Here is a 16,757-nt window from a genome sequence, read left to right as displayed (position 1 = left end):
CACTCATGCAGTCGATCCGAGCGTTGTGCCCGTCGGGCGCTGACCCGACAAGGCTGTCCGGGCCGTCCTCGACCCGCTGCATTGGTTGACCGCCGTGCGACACGATCCAGTCCTGCACGGCGAGGAGTCCGGGGCCGACGCGCGGAGGCGACGGAAGAGCGCCTGGGCGACGCGTTCGGTGTCACCGCCCACCCTCATCTCGGACACCCTCGACGATGACAGCGGGTCCTGGCCCCGCGTACGTTGGCGCAATGGCGACCTACTGGACCCTGGGGTGCGACGCCGGCGATCCCCAGAGGCTCGCTGCCTTCTGGGCGCTCGCCCTCGGGTATGTCAAGGAGCCCGGTTTCGACGAGCCGGACAACGCGTCCATCGTCGATCCGCACGGCAGGGGACCTGCCATTGGTTTCCTGAAGGTACCCGAGGGCAAGTCCGCCAAGAACCGGATGCATATCGACGTCCGGGTGGCGGGCCCAGGCCCCTGGGACATGGTCGAGCGTGCACGACTGATCCAGCAGAAGGTGCCGGAACTGGTGGCCGCCGGCGCGACCGTGCTGCGCGAGGAGTGGTACGGCGACACCTTGGGGCACGTCGTCATGCAGGATCCCGAGGGCAACGAGTTCTGCGTGGCGTGAGGTCGAGTTCCCCGGTCAGCAGCGCACTTCGGTCTCCTTCTGCGCCACGTCGGAGATCCCGCCGAGAGCCCGGGTGCACACCGTCAGCGTGTTGGCGCCCGAGGACCAGACGTCCGGGCCGCTCGAGCACTGCAGGTCGCGTAGCCTGCTCCCGGTCACGATCGAGGTGCAGACCTGGTACGAGCCGTGGCTGGCCCGGTACTGCTGCCACACGTGCGTGTAGGCGTAGTTCTTGCCGCATCCCTTGTACTGCTTGACCGACGCGGCGGTCTGTCCGCCGACGGTGACGTACGCCGTCGCGCCGATCTGCACCGAGCTCGCGCAGTGCGGGTTGGTCTCGGCGGCATGGGCGGGTCCGGCAAACGCCAGCGCGGCGGGCACCGCCAGCCCGGCAGCGGCGAGGAAGCGGATCCCACGTCGGGAAAGGCTCTTCATCGATGATCTCCTTCAGCGCACCGGGATCTTCGCGCCCGGTGTCGTCGTCCACGACATTGATGACCGACGACGCCGTTCGGTAGCCTCTTACACGCTCTGACAACGTCTGACGCCGGCGTCTGACATGGGGGACACATGGACAACCAGCGTGCTGCGGGTGAGTTAGGTCCGGACCGCGTGGCCGCCGAGAAATTCGCCGAACAGCTGCGGACACTGCGGACCGGCGTGGGCAACCCGTCGTTCCGGAAGATGGCCGGGCGGTCGGGCCGGATCTCGCACACGACGCTGCACGAGGCTGCCGCCGGGACCAGGTTTCCCTCGTGGGAGACCACGCGCGAGTTCGTCCGGGCCTGCGAGGCCGACGAGGCCCAGTGGCGGTGCCGCTGGGAGGATGCTCAGCGCTCGGGAACAGTCCACGCCGCTCCGGACGACTCCCCGACACCGGTCGACACCGATTCCCCGACCAGGGCCGGCATTTCCGATGCTGCGACGACTCGCGTCGTGGCCGCCGAGACGTCCCGCGCCGTGAACTCTGCGGCGGCCGGTGGGCCCGTCGTGTCCGGCGTCGCCACGTCCGCCGACCTCGTGCCGGCGGGCCCACGCGCGCTGCGGGTCGCGGAGCACCTGCCGGCCGTGCAGGACGACGTCGCGGGTGCGCGACGGCACCCCCTGCCGTGGCTCGCCGCCGCGGCGACCGTGGTGGTGGTGGTGGCGTTGGTCGCCGCCCTGGGCTTCGCCGTCCGCGGCCGGTCGTCCCCGGGCGGCTCGGGCGCCGTGGCCGCCTCTCAGTCCCCGTCGCCGCCGGCGTTCTCGGACGCGTTGATTCCCGGCGACTCGAGCAAGTTCGTCGCCGACATCACCATCCCCGACGGTACGCGGGTGAAGGTGAACGCCCGATTCGAGAAGGTGTGGGCGCTCAAGAACGTGGGATCGGTCGACTGGCACAACCGCTTCCTCGCGCGGACGAACCCCACCGCTGACGATGACGATTGCCGGACACCGGACCGGGTGGCGATCGGCGACACGCCCCCCGGCGAGCAGGTGATGATCAGTGTGGTGGTCACCGCGCCGAACCGCCCAGGGAAGTGCTGGGTCAGCTGGAAGATGGTCGACGAGCACGGGCAGGAGTACTTTCCCACCCGCCGGCCGGTGTACTTCATGGTCACCGTCATCGCCTGAGCGCCCCCGGCGGCGGCCGCGGTCAAGCCCGCCGTGCCGCCGCCCCGGTCGATCTGCCGGGTCCCGGGTCGCCCCGCCCGGTGTCAGCGGGCGACCGCTCGATGTCAGCCCCGGGCGCCGTCCAACCTGACAACACCGCATTCATCGAGGTCGGTGAGGGCCTGACGGATCTGACAGGGCGCCGGGGGTACCGAACAGCACGTCTCCTCTCGCAGGGTGATGTCCGTTCCGAACGAGACTCACCAGCTACGAGGAGGACCGACCTTGCAACGTCCCTGGTTGACCGTCGGGCTCGCCGCGCTCTGCGTGGCCGTCGGCGCTCCGGCCCACGCGTGGGCCGCGACATCCGGCGCCACAGCGCAGCGGACCGTCACCACGGCCGCGCGGCCTGTCGTGGACATGGAGGCCACCGTCCTGGCCGCCCAGATCGACCCCCGCCGTGCCGACAGCACACTGACCCCGGGCGCGAAGAGTTCCGTGCTCGCCGTGGAGCAGGCGCTCCAGGCGTCGAACCTGCTGGACGCGCAGTGGGTCGACGGCTACTTCGGCACCCAGACCGTCGCGGCGTACGCGGCCTACCAGCGCTCGCTCGGCTACACCGGCCTGGCCGCGAACGGGCTGCCCGGCACGACCTCGCTGACGAAGCTCGGGCTCAACCGCTACACCGTCGTCAAGACGATCGGCCCGGGCGCGAAGGTCCAGCGTGACGGGTACGTCGTCAACGCCCGCACCCAGGCGATGCTGGCCGAGGCCCAGCGTCTGCTCGGCTCCACCCTGGTGCTCGAGCAGGGCTCGTACAACCCCGGGGGCGACCCGACCTCGGCCGGTACGCACGACGGCGGGGGCGTGGTGGACATCGCGGTCACCGGCATGACCGCGGCCAAGCGCACCGCCGTCGCCCGAGCTCTGCGCCAGGTCGGCTTCGCCGCCTGGGTCCGTGACCCCAGTCAGGGTGACTGGCCGTGGCACATCCACGCCGCGGCGATCAACGACACGGACCTGTCCAGCCAGGCGCAGCACCAGGTCGGCGACTACTACCTCGGCATGAACGGCCTGGCCAACCGTGGCCCGGACAACGGCCCTCAGGTTCCGATCCTGACCTGGGAGCAGTACCAGCGTGGGCAGTGACCCGCACCCGACCCGATCCACAACCATCGCTCACTGTCCACGAGAGGACACCATGAACATTCGCAAGAACCTCGCCGTCGTCGGCGCAGCGCTCGCCATGACCACCTCCATCCTGACTGTCGCCTCGCCGGCCCAGGCGGCGTCTCGGGACGGGGTCTGCGACAGCGGCGAGTTCTGCTACTTCTACAACAGCAACTACGCCGGCTCCATCTCGGACTTCACCGGGTCGATCGAGGACTACGGCACGACCCAGCCGTCCTGCTACGAGTTCAAGGGTGCCGGCGCAGGCCAGGGCCTGTGCGTGAAGAACAACGCCGCGTCGGTGTGGAACCGCACCAGCAAGACCGTGGTGGTCTACTACAACAGCAACTTCGCCGGTGCGAGCCAGTCGTTCGCGGCCGGGGCGAAGGCCAACCTCAACGCGACGTTGAAGAACAACAACGCCTCGCACAACATCGGCGGCACCAGCGGCACCTACCCGGCCGACCCGCGCGCGGCCGAGGCCGTCGCGTTCGCGAAGGCACGGCTCGGGCACACTGACTGGAACAACCAGTGCGAGCTGTTCGTCGAGCGGGCGTTCGGCACCAGCGGACGGTTCGCCACGGCCCGCACGCACTACCAGTGGCAGAAAGACAACGGGCGCATTCACACCGGCTCGGTGCCGCCCGCCGGAACGGCGGTGTTCTTCACGTCCACCACGTCGGCCGGGCACGTCATGCTCTCCATCGGCGGCAACAGCGCCATCAGCACTGGGCCGAGCGTCTACCAGACCAACACGTTCCGGGACCGGTCCGACTACCTGGGCTGGGCCTACGTCCCGAGCGGCTGGTGACCCGGCATGCGCTCACAGGTGCACCTGAGCGGCGCCCAGCCCGCTTCCCGCACACGCTCCACTGCTGATCGGCGACCACGGATGACCATCCTGAGAACCTTTCCGGCCATCCTGGCGGTCCTGGTGGCGGCGCTCGTCGGCGTCACGGTGGCGCCGGGCGCGGCGTCCGCCGCCGCCCGCGACGGGGGCTGCGACAGTGGCGAGTTCTGCTACTACTACAACAGCAACCAGGCCGGCTCGGTCTCCGACTTCACCGACTCCCTGGACGACTACGGCACGACCCAGCCGACCTGCTACGACTTCAAAGGTACGGGCGCGGGCCAGGGCGTGTGCGTGAAGAACAACGCCGCGTCGGTGTGGAACCGGACCGGCAAGACCGTGCGCGTCTACTTCAACAGCAACTTCGCCGGCGCGAGCCAGGACTTCGCCGCCGGTGCGAAGGGCAACCTCAACGTCACGCTGAAGAACAACAACGCCTCGCACGAACTGCTGAGCGGGCCGACGGGCTGCAGCACGGACGGCACCAACAGCACGCTGCCGAACACCATCCTGGTCTACCGGGTCAGCCTCGGGCGAGTCGACCGGGTCGACTTCAAGACGTACGTCAAGAACGTCCTCCCGAACGAGTGGGTGTCGAGCTGGCCGAGCGCCTCGCTGGAGGCCGGAGCCGTAGCCGTCAAGAGCTACGGCTGGTACTGGGCGCTGCACTCGACCCGCAAGACCCCCGGCGGACAGTGCTATGACGTCCGTGACGACACCGGCGACCAGGTCTACCGGCCGTCGTCGGCGCAGGCGTCGACGTCCGGCGCGGTGGACCGCACCTGGTCCACCCGGATGACCCGCAGCGGCAACATCCTGCAGGCGCACTACTGCGCGACCACGACTGCGTGCGGTGGCTGGGTGACCGGGGACTGGCTGTCGCAGTACGGCTCGCGTGATCTCGCGAACTCGGGCAAGAGCTACCAGGCGATTCTGCGCTACTACTACAGCGACGTGGTCATCTCCTGACCTGGCGCGCGAGCCGTGCCGCCCGCCGCAGCTCCGCGGCGCGCGGCACGCTCGTGGTCGCGGCACACCTGGGCGCCACCCGTGGGCCGGCGGGTCAGGCCGACGCCGACGAGCACGACCACCATCCCGGCGGCGACCCGGAGGTTGAAGCCCTCGTCGAGCACGATGGCCCCCAGCGCCACCGAGACCACCGGGAGCAGGTAGCCGACGGTCGAGGCGTTGGTGGTGCCCTCGGCGGCGATGATCCGATAGGTGACTGGCGGGTCGAATTGCTTCGGAGTGCGAACAAGGCGGACGGGTGCATGACGCGGCAGTCGATGTAGTCGACCCGCAGGTTGCCGCCGGGGAGACCTACAGCGCCAGCATCGCCGCCGCGACCTCACCGGCGGCCGCATCGGGGATCGCCGTCGCGGCCCCTTCGAGCACGAGCAGCCGCGCTCCAGGGATCTCGCGGGCGAGCGCTTCGCCGTTGCCGACCGGGAAGAACGGGTCGCGGCGACCGTGCACCACCAGCGTCGGGAGCGTGAGCTCGGACAGCCGCTCGCGCCAGCGCGGCGTGCAGTCGAGCTTGGCGAACACCGTGCCCAACTGGTTGGCCACCTGTACCGCGGGCTCGGTGCCCGGCGTGCGGTCCCATGTGCGCGCGGCGGTCGCGCGCGCGGCGGCGGGATCGTTGCCGAGGATCTCCGCGCCTCCGGCGGCGAATTCGGCCACCGCGGCGCGGTCGGACCAGTCGGGCATCGCTCGCGAGAACAGCCGGCCCATCGTCGCCGCGTCGTGGTCCGGCAGGTCGTCATCTACCGGGCCTGGAGCGACGGGCCGCGTTCCGACGAGCGTGAGCGCCGAGAACGCGTCCGGGTGGTCGAGCGCGGCGACCTGGGCGACCATCCCGCCGACCCCGATGCCCGCCAGATGCGCCGGCCGGCCGTCGAGTTCGCGGGCGAGGGCCGCGGCGTCGGCGGCGAGATCGCGCAGCGTATACGCCGGAGCGTCGGGGTCGACGGTGGTCGACGCGCCGGAATCGCGCAGGTCGTACCGCACCACGTGGCGCCCGCCGTGCGCGAGCGCCTCGCAGAGTGCGTCGGGCCAGGAGAGCATGGTCGTGCCGCCCGCGAGCAGCACGAGGGGCGCCGCCGGGTCGCCGAAGTGCTCGACCCCGAGCGTGACGCCGTTCGCCTCGACCGTGGTCATCACGCCTCGCCGCTGGATGTGCGGAACGAGTCGACCGTCGGATACATCAGGAACCTCCAGGGCGGCGTCGTGGATCGGTGGGGCGGGGACGGCGGCACAGGTACGCGTCCCCGCCGGTGCTCTGCGTCGCGTCGACCGCTGCGGCCCGCTACTACTAGGCCCTGTTTCAAAAATGAAAACCGTCTGATCGTCCGCCGTTGGCCCGCACCGGGCCGGCTCAGGCGTGTCGGTGATCGATAGACAGTGAGGTCTCCGGTAGAGGGTTCATCGACCAAGACGAACTTTCATACCGGAGACCTCGTGGCCACCTTAGCGGTGACGAGGCGACACGACCTGACCGACGCTCAGTGGGCGGTGCTGGAGCCGTTGCTGCCCAGGCTGCGTGGGTCAGGACGTCCGCCGAAGTGGAGCAGACGGCAGTTGATCGACGGGATTCGGTGGCGCACCCGGGTCGGCTCGCCGTGGCGGGACGTGCCGGCGCTCTACGGGCCCTGGCAGACCGTCTACGGGTTGTTCCGGCGGTGGCAGCGGGCCGGAGTGTGGCGGGATGTGGTCACCGGGTTGCAGGCTCGGGCCGACGCGGCGGGGATGATCACGTGGGACGTGAGCGTCGATTCCACCAGCGCCCGCGCTCATCAGCACGCTGCCGGCGCCTGCAACCGTGGCCAGTTGCAGGTCGAGTCGCCCGGCGGTGTCGATGACGAACCCGATGATCATGCGTTGGGGCGGTCACGAGGTGGGTTGACCACCAAGCTTCACCTGGCCTGTGAACAGGGTCGTAAGCCGTTGTCGACGGTGCTCACCGCCGGGCACCGCGGCGACAGCCCGCAGTTCGTTCCCGTGCTGGCTGGTATCCGGGTCCCCAGGGTCGGCGGTGGCCGGCCCCGCACACGACCGGATCGGGTCCTGGCGGACAAGGCCTACAGTTCCCGCGCCAACCGGCAGCACCTGGTCCGTCGAGGCATCGCGGCGACCATCCCGATCAAGATCGACCAGGCGGAGAGCCGACGCAGGAAGGGCTCGAAAGGCGGCCGGCCACCGACCTTCGACCCCGGCACCTACCGGCAACGCCATGCCGTCGAGTGCGGCATCAACCAGCTCAAACGCAACCGAGCGCTGGCCACCCGCTACGACAAGTTGGCCGTCCGCTACCACGCCACCGTGCACATCGCCACGATCAACGAATGGCTCCGACCCGGCTTATGAAACACGGCCTAGCTCCCGGCCGGTACCTGGTCGGTGACGTCGTCGTAGCCGACCTTCCCGGGCGCCGGGGTCGGGGCGTAGATCACCCGGATCACGCCCGTGGGGAATACCTCGGTCGTGGTCACCCGGAAGTGGTACGGGGTATCGCCGTCGTCGAACAGTTTGCGGCCCTTGCGGGCGGCCACCGGGTGCACGAGCAGGCGCAGTTCGTCGACCAGCCCGGCGGCGAGCAGTTGCTGCACCACGGAGATCGACCCCGGGATGAGGATGCCCTTGCTGCCGGTGTCGGCCTTGAGCGCGCGGACCGCGTCGAGCAGATCACCCTCGATCAGCTCCGAGTTGCGCCAGGAGAATTGCAGCGGCTGGCGCGAGACGACCACCTTGCGCACGTCCCCGAGTTGCTTGGCGAACGGCGCGTCATCGCCGCCGGCGGCCTCGCGCTCGGGCCAGGCCCCGGCGAAGCTGTCGTAGGTCTCGCGGCCGATGAGCAGCACGTCAGCGGCGTCATAGTCCTCGCTGACGGCGCGGCCCATGTTCTCGTCGAAGTACGGGAAGTGCCAGTCGGGGTCGATCTCGGCCACACCGTCGGCCGAGATGAACAGCGTGGAGATGACCTTTGCCATCGGGCGGTCCCTTCGAATCGGGTGATGTCGACAGGTAGACCGCCGCAGCATCTCAAATTCATCGGCCGGCCACTGACCTACTCGCCGACCCGCCCCTGGGGCGGACGACGCCCCACGACGGGCGGCACCTGGAATCCGCCGAGTTGGTCGCTGGCGCTGCACGCAGCCGGGTTCGCTTGCCCGAGGGTGGTATGCCCGCGGCGGCCCGATGACGCCTGTCGGCATCGTGCGGGATCGGCGGATCCACCGTGTCCGGAGCCGTAGTGAGTTAACGATTTCCCGCCGGTCCCGGCTACCTGCGGCCGTGCCGGCACCCGCATTCATCAGGCGATACGACAGCATGCCAGCGCGCGGGCTCGAACCCAACAGGGGAAGACGCCGACGCAGCGGTCTTGATTCGGAAATCGATTGCTGAAACAGTGGCGCCATGAAGGTTGCGGCCGTCCTGGGCGTGGACATCGGCACATCGAGCAGCAAGGGCGTCCTCGTCGACACCGACGGCCGGGTCGTTCGCTCGGCGACCCGGTCGCACGAGGTGAGCCGCCCGCGACCGGGCTGGGTGGAGATGGACGCCGACGTCTGGTGGCGGGAGTTCGTCGCGCTCAGCCGGGAGCTCCTCGCACCGGGCGACGTCGACGTCGTCGCCGTCGGGGTGAGCGGCATGGGTCCGTGCGTGCTGCTCACGGACGCCGCGAACACCCCGCTGCGCCCCGCCATCCTCTACGGCGTCGACACCCGCTCGACGGAGCAGATCGCCCGCCTCACCGAGCGGTTCGGCGCGGAGGAGATCCTGCGTCGGTGCGGCTCGGCGCTGTCCAGCCAGGCGGCGGGCGCCAAGGTGGCCTGGGTGGCCGACAACGAACCGGAACTCTTCGCCCGGGCCCGACGGCTCTTCATGCCCAGCTCGTGGCTCGCGTGGAAACTCACCGACCACTACGTGCTCGATCAGCACTCGGCGAGCCAGTGCACACCGCTCTACGACACCGAGGGCCAGGACTGGTACGCGCTGTGGGCCACGGAGATCGCACCCGACCTGGTCCTGCCACCGCTGCGCTGGCCCGGCGAGGTGGCCGGGACGGTGACGTCGCGCGCGGCGGCGGAGGCCGGCCTGCCGGCGGGTGTCCCGGTGATCACGGGCACCATCGACGCCTGGTCGGAGGCGATCAGCGTGGGCGCCCAGGGCGTCAACGACCTGATGCTGATGTACGGCACCACCATGTTCCTCGTCCACACCGTCACGGCCCGCCTGACGAACCCGTCGCTGTGGGGCACGGTCGGCGCCCTGCCCGGGACGCGGAACCTCGCCGGCGGCCTGGCCACCTCGGGCGCGATCACGGCGTGGCTCCGCGAGCTGTTCGGCTCACCGGACTATCCCGAGCTGCTCCGGCTGGCCGAGGCCTCCGGCCCGGGCGCGAAGGGGCTGCTCATGCTCCCGTACTTCGCGGGGGAGCGCACGCCCATCCTGGATCCGCGAGCCCGTGGCTTCGTCGCCGGCCTCACCGTCTCGCACACGCGCGGGGACCTGTACCGCGCCGCGCTCGAAGCGACCGCGCTCGGCGTACGCCACAACATCGAGACGATCGAGGCGAGCGGTGGTGACATCCGACGGGTCGTGGCGGTCGGCGGCGGCACCCAGGGCGGGCTGTGGACCCAGATCGTCTCGGACGTCACCGGGCGTGCCCAGGTCATTCCGTCGCAGACGATCGGCGCGAGCTACGGAGCGGCGTTCCTCGCCGCGCGGACCGGGTGGCCCGTCTCGATCGAGGCGTGGAACCCCGTCAAGGAGATCCGGCAGCCCCGGGCCGAGTTGGCCGCGGACTACGACGAGCTCTACGAGCTGTACCGGGAGCTGTACACGAGTTCCAAGCGGGTCGCGCACGCGCTCGCTGCACGTCAGGACCGTCTGATGGCCGCCGGCCCGCCGGCGGCCAGCGACACCCCACGCACCGAAGGAGTCGCCCCATGACCCGTTACCCGCTGCCCGTGCTGGCCGAGCCGCCCGTCGCGGCGCCCGGCACCGTCTACACGGTGGCCAGTGGCGATCTCCGGCCCCGCGCGAACGTCACGTGCTGGCCCACGCAGCAGCAACTGGAGGCCGACCTCACGACTGCGGTCAACGCGCTCGGCTGGAAGGTCGAGCGCGGCCACGCGTTCGACCCGGACAAGGGCCACGGGTTCATCGACAGCCAGCGGGCCGGGATCGAGGTCTTCAAGAGCATCCCGGTCGACGCGCCGCTCATCGTGGTCGAGGCGGTCTGGCAGTACAGCCACCACGTCCTGGCCGGCCTGCGCAGCCACCGGGGACCGATCCTCATCGTGGCCAACTGGAGCGGCGAGTTCCCGGGCCTGGTCGGCCTGCTCAACCTCACCGCGAGCCTCACCAAGGCGGGCGTGCGGCACTCCGCGCTGTGGAGCCGGGACTTCACCGACGACTGGGCGGTCAACGGGCTGCGCACCTGGCTGGAGACCGGCGAGCTGCGCCACGACACCAGTCACGTCCGCGATCTGTCCACCCTGCCGGACGACCCGGAGGTCGAGCTCGGTCGCGCCCTGGCCGCGCAGCTGGCCCGGGAGAAGGCCATCATCGGCGTCTTCGACGAGGGCTGCATGGGGATGTACAACGCGATCTTCGACGACGAACTGATCAACCCGCTGGGCATCTACAAGGAGCGGCTGTCGCAGAGCGCGCTGGTCGCCGAGATGGCACGGGTCTCCGACGAGGAGGCCCACGCGGTCCGCCGCTGGCTGGACGAGGCCGGGATGACCTTCCACACCGGCACCGACGAGGCGACCGAGCTCACCGACGCCCAGCTGACGAGCCAGTTCAAGATGTACATCGCCGCTCTGCGCATCGCGGACGACTTCGGCCTCGACGCGGTCGGCATTCAGTACCAGCAGGGACTGAAGGACACCGTCCCGGCCAGCGACCTGGCCGAGGGGCTGCTCAACAACGTCCAGCGGCCACCGGTACGCAGCCGCGACGGCAGCCGCGAACTCTACGCGGGCGCGCCGCTGCCGCACTTCAACGAGGTCGACGAGGGGGTGGCCGTCGACTCGTTGGTCACCAACCGCATCTGGACCGCCATGGGCCTCGACCCGGCCACCACCCTGCACGACATCCGGTGGGGGGAGACCTACGGCGACGACTTCGTCTGGGCGTTCGAGATCTCCGGCTCGGTGCCGGCGTCGCACAACGGCGGGTACGACAAGTCGTACAGCATGCGGCAGCCGCCGATGTTCTTCCCGCTCGGCGGCGGCACCCTGAGCGGGGTCTCCAAGCCGGGCGAGATCGTCTGGTCCCGGGTGTTCATCATGGACGGCGGGCTGCACGTCGACCTCGGCCGCGCGACCGTCGTCGAGCTTCCGGAGGAGGAGACCCGGCGCCGGCTGGAGGCCACGAACCCGCAGTGGCCGATCATGCATGCCGTGCTGCACGGGGTCGGTCGCGACCAGCTGATGGCCCGCCACAAGGCCAACCACGTGAACGTCGCCTACGCGCCGGACGCGGAGACCGCCGACCGGACACTGCGGGTGAAGGCCGCGATGTTCGCCGAACTCGGCGTCCAGGTGCACCTCTGCGGCGACGTCAACCTCTGAGTACGCGCTCGGCGACCCGGCCGGTCAGGAAGCCCGGCCGGGTCGCCGAGCCCTCGTGCCGGCGAACGGTCAGCTCGGGCGGGTGGAGCTGTCGCGCACCTGGAGCCCGGTGCTGAGCGTGACGGTCGACGGCAGCCGCGACGGGTTGGCGATCCGCTCGGTGAGCAGGCCGGCGGCGGCGCGTCCGAGGTCGTACGTCGGCTGGGACACGGTGCTCAACGACGGCCGGACCAGGTGTGCCCACGGAATGTCGTCGAATCCGACGACCCCGACCTCGTCCGGCACCCGAATGCCGCGGTCGACGAGGCATTCCACGGCGCCCACGGTCATCAGGTTGTTCGTGGCGAAGACGCTGTCGGGCGGGTTGTCGCTGTCGAGCAGCGAGGCCATGGCCCGGTAGCCGCCCTCCTCGCGGAAGTCCGCGTACCGCACGAGGGCGTCGGTGACCTCCTGTCCGCGTTCCCGCAGCGCGCGCTGGTAGCCCCGGAGCCGCTGGGCGGCCGTGGAGATCCGGCGCGGGCCGGTGATGCAGGCGACCCGCTGGTAGCCGTTGTCGAGCAGGTGCGTGGTCGCCAGCCCGGCACCGTGCACGTTGTCGACGAGCACCGTGTCGATGGTGACGCCGCGCAGTTGGCGGTCGATCGCCACGACCGGGATGCGGGCCTCGAGGAGCCGGTTGATCACCGTCGAGCGGCCCGACGTGGAGATGATGACGCCGGCCATCCGTTCGGCGAGGACCGCCGCGATGTACCGGGACTCCTTCTCCGGGTCCTCGTCGGTGTTGCACAGGACCACCGAGTAGCCGGCGCTCTGCGCGACGTCCTCGACCCCACGCACCATGGAGGTGAAGAAGGGGTTGCCGATGTCGGAGATGATGACCGCCCAGAGGCTGGTCTGGCTCAGGCGCAGGTTGCGGGCGACCGCGTTGGGGCGGTAGTCGAGGTCCTGCATCGCCTGGTGCACGCGCGCGGCCATGACTGGATCGACGGTGGTGCGGCCGTTCAGCACCCGCGAGACCGTCGCGGGGGAGACCTGAGCCTGCCGTGCCACGTCGTAGATCGTCGCCATTCGCCTCCATCCGGTGGATTCCTACGATGACAAGCCCGAGAACGGGTGCCCGATCCCCGCACCCTCGTCGGTGCGGGGACTGGGCATCTTACGGGCGGAAAATGACGGAATAGTCAAGGGCGTCCGCGCCGGCGCTCGACACGGTGCCGTGTCGAGCGCCGACACGTTCAGCCGTTGAGCATCACCTGGATGGTGTCTCCCCGACCGACCACGACCTCGGCGTCCAAGGTAACGAGAATGCGCCCGTCCCGGCACGACCAGTCACGCACCGGCAGAGTGCGATTGCCCAGACGTACCGTCACCCGTGCCGGGGAACGCGTCACCGCCAGGGCGATGCTGGATACCCGCAGGCGGCCGTACCGGACCTCGACGGTGCCGGTGAGGTGCCCGCCGTGGCGCTCCTGCTGGAACAGGCCCCACCCCTCCGCCGCGGTGAATGCGGCGGCGAACCTGTCGAGGCTGATCCGGGGCGCGAACCCGATGTGGCCGCGGGGGCCGTGGTACTCGAACCCGCACGCCGCGAGGTAGACACCGTGGCTGGCCATGGCCCGGGCGTAGTGGTCGCCGCACTCGATCTCGTTGTACGGGTTGCGCTTGCCCGCGGCGTACCGGTCGTGCACCGCCCGGGTGAGAGTGAGCCCTTCCTCGACCAGGCCCTCCTGGAGCATCTGTGCCGCGACCTGGTACTCCTGGCCCGTCCACACCTCGTTGAAATACATCGCGGCCCAGCTCGCCGGGTTCCCGGCCGCGGTGTCGGCGCCACCGTGCGGCCAGGTGGTCATCAGCATGCCGTACTCGTGGTCCATCGCGAACCAGCGGCCGCCCGGGATGACGCTGTCCTCCCGGTAGCCGGCGTGGTCGGGCGTGAAGTTGTACCGGTAGAGGCTCTCCAGGGCGCTCACGGCCTGCTCCGCCGGCACGACGCGGGGGAGCCCGAGCTGACCGGCGAGGCTCTGCCCGAAGAGCTGGTCGATGTGGCACCCCCGATTGCTGTTGATCGCATCGGCGTGGGCCGGGTCGACCTCCTGGATGAAGTACTCGCCGTTGAAGAGTTCCGTGGACAGGTACCGGCTGCCGGAATCGGCGAGGACCCGGCACCGGTCGGCGAACTCGGGCTGGCCCACCTCGTCGGCCATCGCCGCGCCCGCTCGCAGTGCCGCGACGTACATCCCGGTGATCCAGGCGATCTTTCCGTACCAGGTGGTGTCGAGCGTGTTCGGCTGCGGGCCGTCGAGCGTGCCGTCCGGGCCCACGTCGTGTTCCATGATCCACTCCAGCGCGCGCCGCAGCCGGGGCCAGTTCACCCGCAGGTAGGTGTCGTCCGGCGCGGTGAGGTGTTCCCGGTAGCAGCGCAGGATCGTCCCGCACTGCCCGTCGGTGGCCCAGCCCATGTCGGCCTCGGCGCGGTTGCCGATCTGGCCCGTGTCCGGGTGGAATCCGATGCCGAGGTCCACCCTGCCGCGGGTGTCGCGTTCCAGCTGGGGGAAGAGCCGGGCGATGGACTGGGCGTAGTTCCACACGTGCTCACAGGTGCCCGGGCAGCAGTACACGCCCTCCCAGCCGTAGAACCGGCCGTCGTCGAACAGGTAGCAGGTGTTGGTGGCGAGCGTCGACGCGGGTGCCAGGGTGCGCTCCAGGAACCAGTGCGGCAGGGTCGCGTCGGCGTACCAGGTCTGCACCCAGGTGCGGGTGTCGGCCTCCAGCCGGTCGAGGTCGTGGGCGACGTGTTCCACCACCGCGCGGGCGTCGGCGAACCGGGTCGCGTAGTGCCGGCGCAGGCTGTCCGAGCCGCGCAGGAAGCCCAGCGAAACGCGGTCCGGCACGGGGAAGTGCCAGCCGAGCACGAATCGCACGGTGCGGCTCTGGCCGGGCGCGAGGCGGACCGCCACGCTCACCGATCCGGCCTGCCCGGCCAGCGAGCCGTCCACCTCCGTGGGGCCGGCCTCCGCCGCGAACACCTCGTCGAGGCTGTCCCACCCGGCGAGCGACGGACGCGTCACCGCCCGACCGTCGAGCGCGGCGAGGACGAGCGTGCCGTTGTCGGGCACCTGGTCCAGCGGCCGGGTGTCCGTCGGCACGTCGCTGAACACGATGCGGTCGACGTTGACGTGCCCCCACCCGCCGGTGTCCGCGTCCACGATCTCGATCACCGCCGTGCGCCCCTGGTACGCGGAGGCGTTCATCGTCGCCACGCTGACCGGCTCCGCGTCGCGGCCGGCCACGCTGGCCACCAGGGCGCCGTCCACCAGGAGGTTGACGCAGGTGCTGCCGCGGTGGCTCCCGCCGCCCACGGCCACGTTGACGTAGCGGCGCTCGACGGTGAACGGCCGGCTGGTCAGCTTGCCGGTGGCGGCGTCGGCCCGGCCCGTGTCACCGCCGGAGCCGCGGAAGTCGTGCGAGGTCACGAACCGCTGCCCCGACGCGCCGAGATCGCCGAAGCGCTTCATGTAGTCGGGCACCGCGGAGACCTGCACCGGGCCCGCGCCGAACGCGGTGCCCTCGACGGTCCAGCCGTCGTAGGTCTCGCGCTCCCAGTCCTCGAACACGATCTCCGGGCGGGGCGCCACGTCGGTGAACACGATCCGGTCGACGTTGACGTGCCCCCACCCGCCGGTGTGGGCGTCGACGATCTCGATGACCGCGGACTTCCCCTCGTGTGCGGCGACGTCCAGGTAGACGCTGTGCATCGCCTCGGCGTTGCGGCCGGTCGCCGTGGCGACCACCGCGCCGTCGACGAGCACGTTGACGCAGGTCTGGCCGGGGTGGTTGCCGCCGCCGATGGACAGCCGGATCGACTTGCGCGAGACCGTGAACGGGGCGCTGGTGAGCTTGCCGGTCGGCGCGTCGGCCCGGCCGATGTCGCCGTCGGCCCCGCGGAAGTCGTGCGAGGTGACGAGTCGCTGTCCGGTCGCGTTGAGCGGCCCGCCGCCCTTCATGTAGTCCGGTATCTCGGAGACCAGCACCGGGCCGGCGCCGAAGGCGCTGCCCTCGACGGTCCAGCCCTCGTAGGTGTCCCGCTCCCAGTCCTCGAAGACGACGTCGGGGCGGTCGGCCGTCTCGGTCTGCTCGGCGGCCGAGAACCGGACTCCGCGCAGCGACCGGTCGCCGAACGCCGTCGACCGCAGCGTGATCCCGCGCTGCGTCCTGGTGTCCAGGCAGACCGGATTCTCGACGTAGCCGAGCAGCGTCGCGTCCACCGTTGCGTGCGACGTGTTGCGCAGCGTGTAGACCAGCACGGTCGCCGGCAGCGTCGAGTCCGCGACCGACAGCGGTACGAACGGCGAGAACCCCTCCAGAGTCACCTCGACCGGAGCGTCGGCGGCTGAGTACCGGACCGTGCCGATGGGGTACTGCCCGGTGAACCGCACCTGGTCGAAGCCGGTGGCGTCGAGCGCGCGGGTCTGGACCCGCCCGCCGGACCGGGTCCGCAGCGCGAAACCGTGCCGGACGGGCGAGGCGGGCTGCCGTGGGCTCGCGTACCCGACGTCGGTGGTGCCGGCCGCCGGTCGGTTGAAGATGTCCCAGTTCCACAGCCGCCCGTCGCCGCCGAGGTACAGCTGGCCGGTGGCGCCACCCCCGACCGGCATGCCGAGCCAGCGGAGGTCGGTGCCGGCGTAGCTGGTGGGCTCGCCCCGGCGGTACAGCGCCGCGGACCAGTCGGGCGGCAGCGCCTTGTCGACCGGTACGCCGATCAGCCGATCCTCGGGTACGCCGAGGGCAGCGGCGGCTTCGGCCCGGGAGCCGACGAGCACGGTGCCGGCGGTGAGCCCGAGGGAGAGGGTGAGGAACTGCCGGCGGTTCGGGCCGCAGGCGTTGCCGGGACAGCACTGGTCGTACGGATGCTCTGCCATGGGT

The 16,757-nt window shown here is 70.6% G+C and carries 14 protein-coding genes; 8 read left to right on the top strand and 6 right to left on the bottom strand.

What is annotated here, in order from left to right:
- Window positions 1–251: 251 nt before the first annotated feature.
- On the top strand, window positions 252–635 hold the full coding sequence (locus RMN56_RS30030) for a VOC family protein (protein WP_313721230.1): 384 nt from the start codon (window positions 252–254) through the stop codon (window positions 633–635).
- 15 nt (window positions 636–650) lie between these two features.
- Here the strand turns inward: RMN56_RS30030 and RMN56_RS30025 are convergent, their stop codons facing one another.
- Window positions 651–1,070 (bottom strand): hypothetical protein, encoded by a 420-nt coding sequence (locus RMN56_RS30025; RefSeq protein WP_313721229.1) that lies wholly within the window; start codon window positions 1,068–1,070, stop codon window positions 651–653.
- Between the two features lie 177 nt (window positions 1,071–1,247).
- Here RMN56_RS30025 and RMN56_RS30020 point away from each other — a divergent pair, with 177 nt between their 5' ends.
- From RMN56_RS30020 to RMN56_RS30005, 4 genes are all read left to right on the top strand, one after another.
- Entirely contained in the window at window positions 1,248–2,249 is a 1,002-nt protein-coding gene (locus RMN56_RS30020; RefSeq protein WP_313721228.1) for an NBR1-Ig-like domain-containing protein, read from the top strand.
- Window positions 2,250–2,528: 279 nt separating this feature from the next.
- A complete protein-coding gene (locus RMN56_RS30015) occupies window positions 2,529–3,377 on the top strand; it encodes a peptidoglycan-binding domain-containing protein (protein WP_313721227.1) in 849 nt (282 codons plus the stop codon).
- A gap of 52 nt (window positions 3,378–3,429) precedes the next feature.
- Window positions 3,430–4,209 (top strand): peptidase inhibitor family I36 protein, encoded by a 780-nt coding sequence (locus tag RMN56_RS30010; RefSeq protein ID WP_313721226.1) that lies wholly within the window; start codon window positions 3,430–3,432, stop codon window positions 4,207–4,209.
- Between the two features lie 81 nt (window positions 4,210–4,290).
- Complete coding sequence (locus RMN56_RS30005; protein WP_313721225.1) at window positions 4,291–5,217, top strand: peptidase inhibitor family I36 protein; 927 nt, start codon at window positions 4,291–4,293, stop codon at window positions 5,215–5,217.
- On the opposite strand, the gene RMN56_RS30000 is transcribed toward RMN56_RS30005, so the two are convergent.
- Together RMN56_RS30000 and RMN56_RS29995 are read right to left on the bottom strand one after the other, a co-directional pair.
- Window positions 5,193–5,399: a hypothetical protein gene (locus RMN56_RS30000; RefSeq protein WP_313721224.1), complete on the bottom strand. Its 207-nt coding sequence runs from the start codon at window positions 5,397–5,399 to the stop codon at window positions 5,193–5,195. The genes RMN56_RS30005 and RMN56_RS30000 overlap by 25 nt on opposite strands.
- Before the next feature lie 169 nt (window positions 5,400–5,568).
- Window positions 5,569–6,408 (bottom strand): alpha/beta fold hydrolase, encoded by an 840-nt coding sequence (locus tag RMN56_RS29995; RefSeq protein ID WP_313721223.1) that lies wholly within the window; start codon window positions 6,406–6,408, stop codon window positions 5,569–5,571.
- Between the two features lie 315 nt (window positions 6,409–6,723).
- On the opposite strand from RMN56_RS29995, the gene RMN56_RS29990 reads away from it, so the two are divergent.
- The gene (locus tag RMN56_RS29990) at window positions 6,724–7,614 is read left to right on the top strand and encodes an IS5 family transposase (RefSeq protein WP_376787327.1); all 891 of its coding nucleotides are present in this window, start codon (window positions 6,724–6,726) and stop codon (window positions 7,612–7,614) included.
- Window positions 7,615–7,622: 8 nt separating this feature from the next.
- Here RMN56_RS29990 and RMN56_RS29985 read toward each other — a convergent pair whose 3' ends face one another.
- Window positions 7,623–8,237, bottom strand: a complete 615-nt coding sequence (locus tag RMN56_RS29985; protein WP_313721222.1) for a dihydrofolate reductase family protein — start codon at window positions 8,235–8,237, stop codon at window positions 7,623–7,625.
- Window positions 8,238–8,664: 427 nt separating this feature from the next.
- Between RMN56_RS29985 and RMN56_RS29980 the strand changes: the two genes are divergently transcribed.
- Together RMN56_RS29980 and RMN56_RS29975 are read left to right on the top strand one after the other, a co-directional pair.
- The gene (locus tag RMN56_RS29980; protein WP_313721221.1) at window positions 8,665–10,203 is read left to right on the top strand and encodes an FGGY-family carbohydrate kinase; all 1,539 of its coding nucleotides are present in this window, start codon (window positions 8,665–8,667) and stop codon (window positions 10,201–10,203) included.
- Window positions 10,200–11,834, top strand: a complete 1,635-nt coding sequence (locus RMN56_RS29975) for a fucose isomerase (RefSeq protein WP_313721220.1) — start codon at window positions 10,200–10,202, stop codon at window positions 11,832–11,834. Before RMN56_RS29980 ends, RMN56_RS29975 begins: the two co-directional genes overlap by 4 nt.
- 69 nt (window positions 11,835–11,903) lie before the next feature.
- Here the strand turns inward: RMN56_RS29975 and RMN56_RS29970 are convergent, their stop codons facing one another.
- Together RMN56_RS29970 and RMN56_RS29965 are read right to left on the bottom strand one after the other, a co-directional pair.
- Window positions 11,904–12,902, bottom strand: coding sequence for a LacI family DNA-binding transcriptional regulator (locus tag RMN56_RS29970; RefSeq protein WP_313721219.1), 999 nt, complete (start codon window positions 12,900–12,902; stop codon window positions 11,904–11,906).
- A 167-nt stretch (window positions 12,903–13,069) separates the two neighbouring features.
- Window positions 13,070–16,753, bottom strand: coding sequence for a GH116 family glycosyl hydrolase (locus tag RMN56_RS29965; RefSeq protein WP_313721218.1), 3,684 nt, complete (start codon window positions 16,751–16,753; stop codon window positions 13,070–13,072).
- Window positions 16,754–16,757 lie beyond the last annotated feature (4 nt).

Origin of the sequence: Micromonospora halotolerans, assembly GCF_032108445.1 — a bacterium.
GTDB lineage: Bacteria > Actinomycetota > Actinomycetes > Mycobacteriales > Micromonosporaceae > Micromonospora > Micromonospora halotolerans.
The sequence above is the reverse complement of the archived record's forward strand: the minus strand, read 5'-3'. Positions and strand labels throughout refer to the sequence as shown.

Coding starts and splice junctions, on each gene's coding strand:
- RMN56_RS30030 (WP_313721230.1), top strand. CDS start 252: ATGGCGACCTACTGGACCCTGGGGTGCGACGCCGGCGATCCCCAGAGG.
- RMN56_RS30025 (WP_313721229.1), bottom strand. CDS start 1,070: ATGAAGAGCCTTTCCCGACGTGGGATCCGCTTCCTCGCCGCTGCCGGG.
- RMN56_RS30010 (WP_313721226.1), top strand. CDS start 3,430: ATGAACATTCGCAAGAACCTCGCCGTCGTCGGCGCAGCGCTCGCCATG.
- RMN56_RS30005 (WP_313721225.1), top strand. CDS start 4,291: ATGACCATCCTGAGAACCTTTCCGGCCATCCTGGCGGTCCTGGTGGCG.
- RMN56_RS29995 (WP_313721223.1), bottom strand. CDS start 6,408: ATGACCACGGTCGAGGCGAACGGCGTCACGCTCGGGGTCGAGCACTTC.
- RMN56_RS29985 (WP_313721222.1), bottom strand. CDS start 8,237: ATGGCAAAGGTCATCTCCACGCTGTTCATCTCGGCCGACGGTGTGGCC.
- RMN56_RS29980 (WP_313721221.1), top strand. CDS start 8,665: ATGAAGGTTGCGGCCGTCCTGGGCGTGGACATCGGCACATCGAGCAGC.
- RMN56_RS29975 (WP_313721220.1), top strand. CDS start 10,200: ATGACCCGTTACCCGCTGCCCGTGCTGGCCGAGCCGCCCGTCGCGGCG.
- RMN56_RS29970 (WP_313721219.1), bottom strand. CDS start 12,902: ATGGCGACGATCTACGACGTGGCACGGCAGGCTCAGGTCTCCCCCGCG.
- RMN56_RS29965 (WP_313721218.1), bottom strand. CDS start 16,753: ATGGCAGAGCATCCGTACGACCAGTGCTGTCCCGGCAACGCCTGCGGC.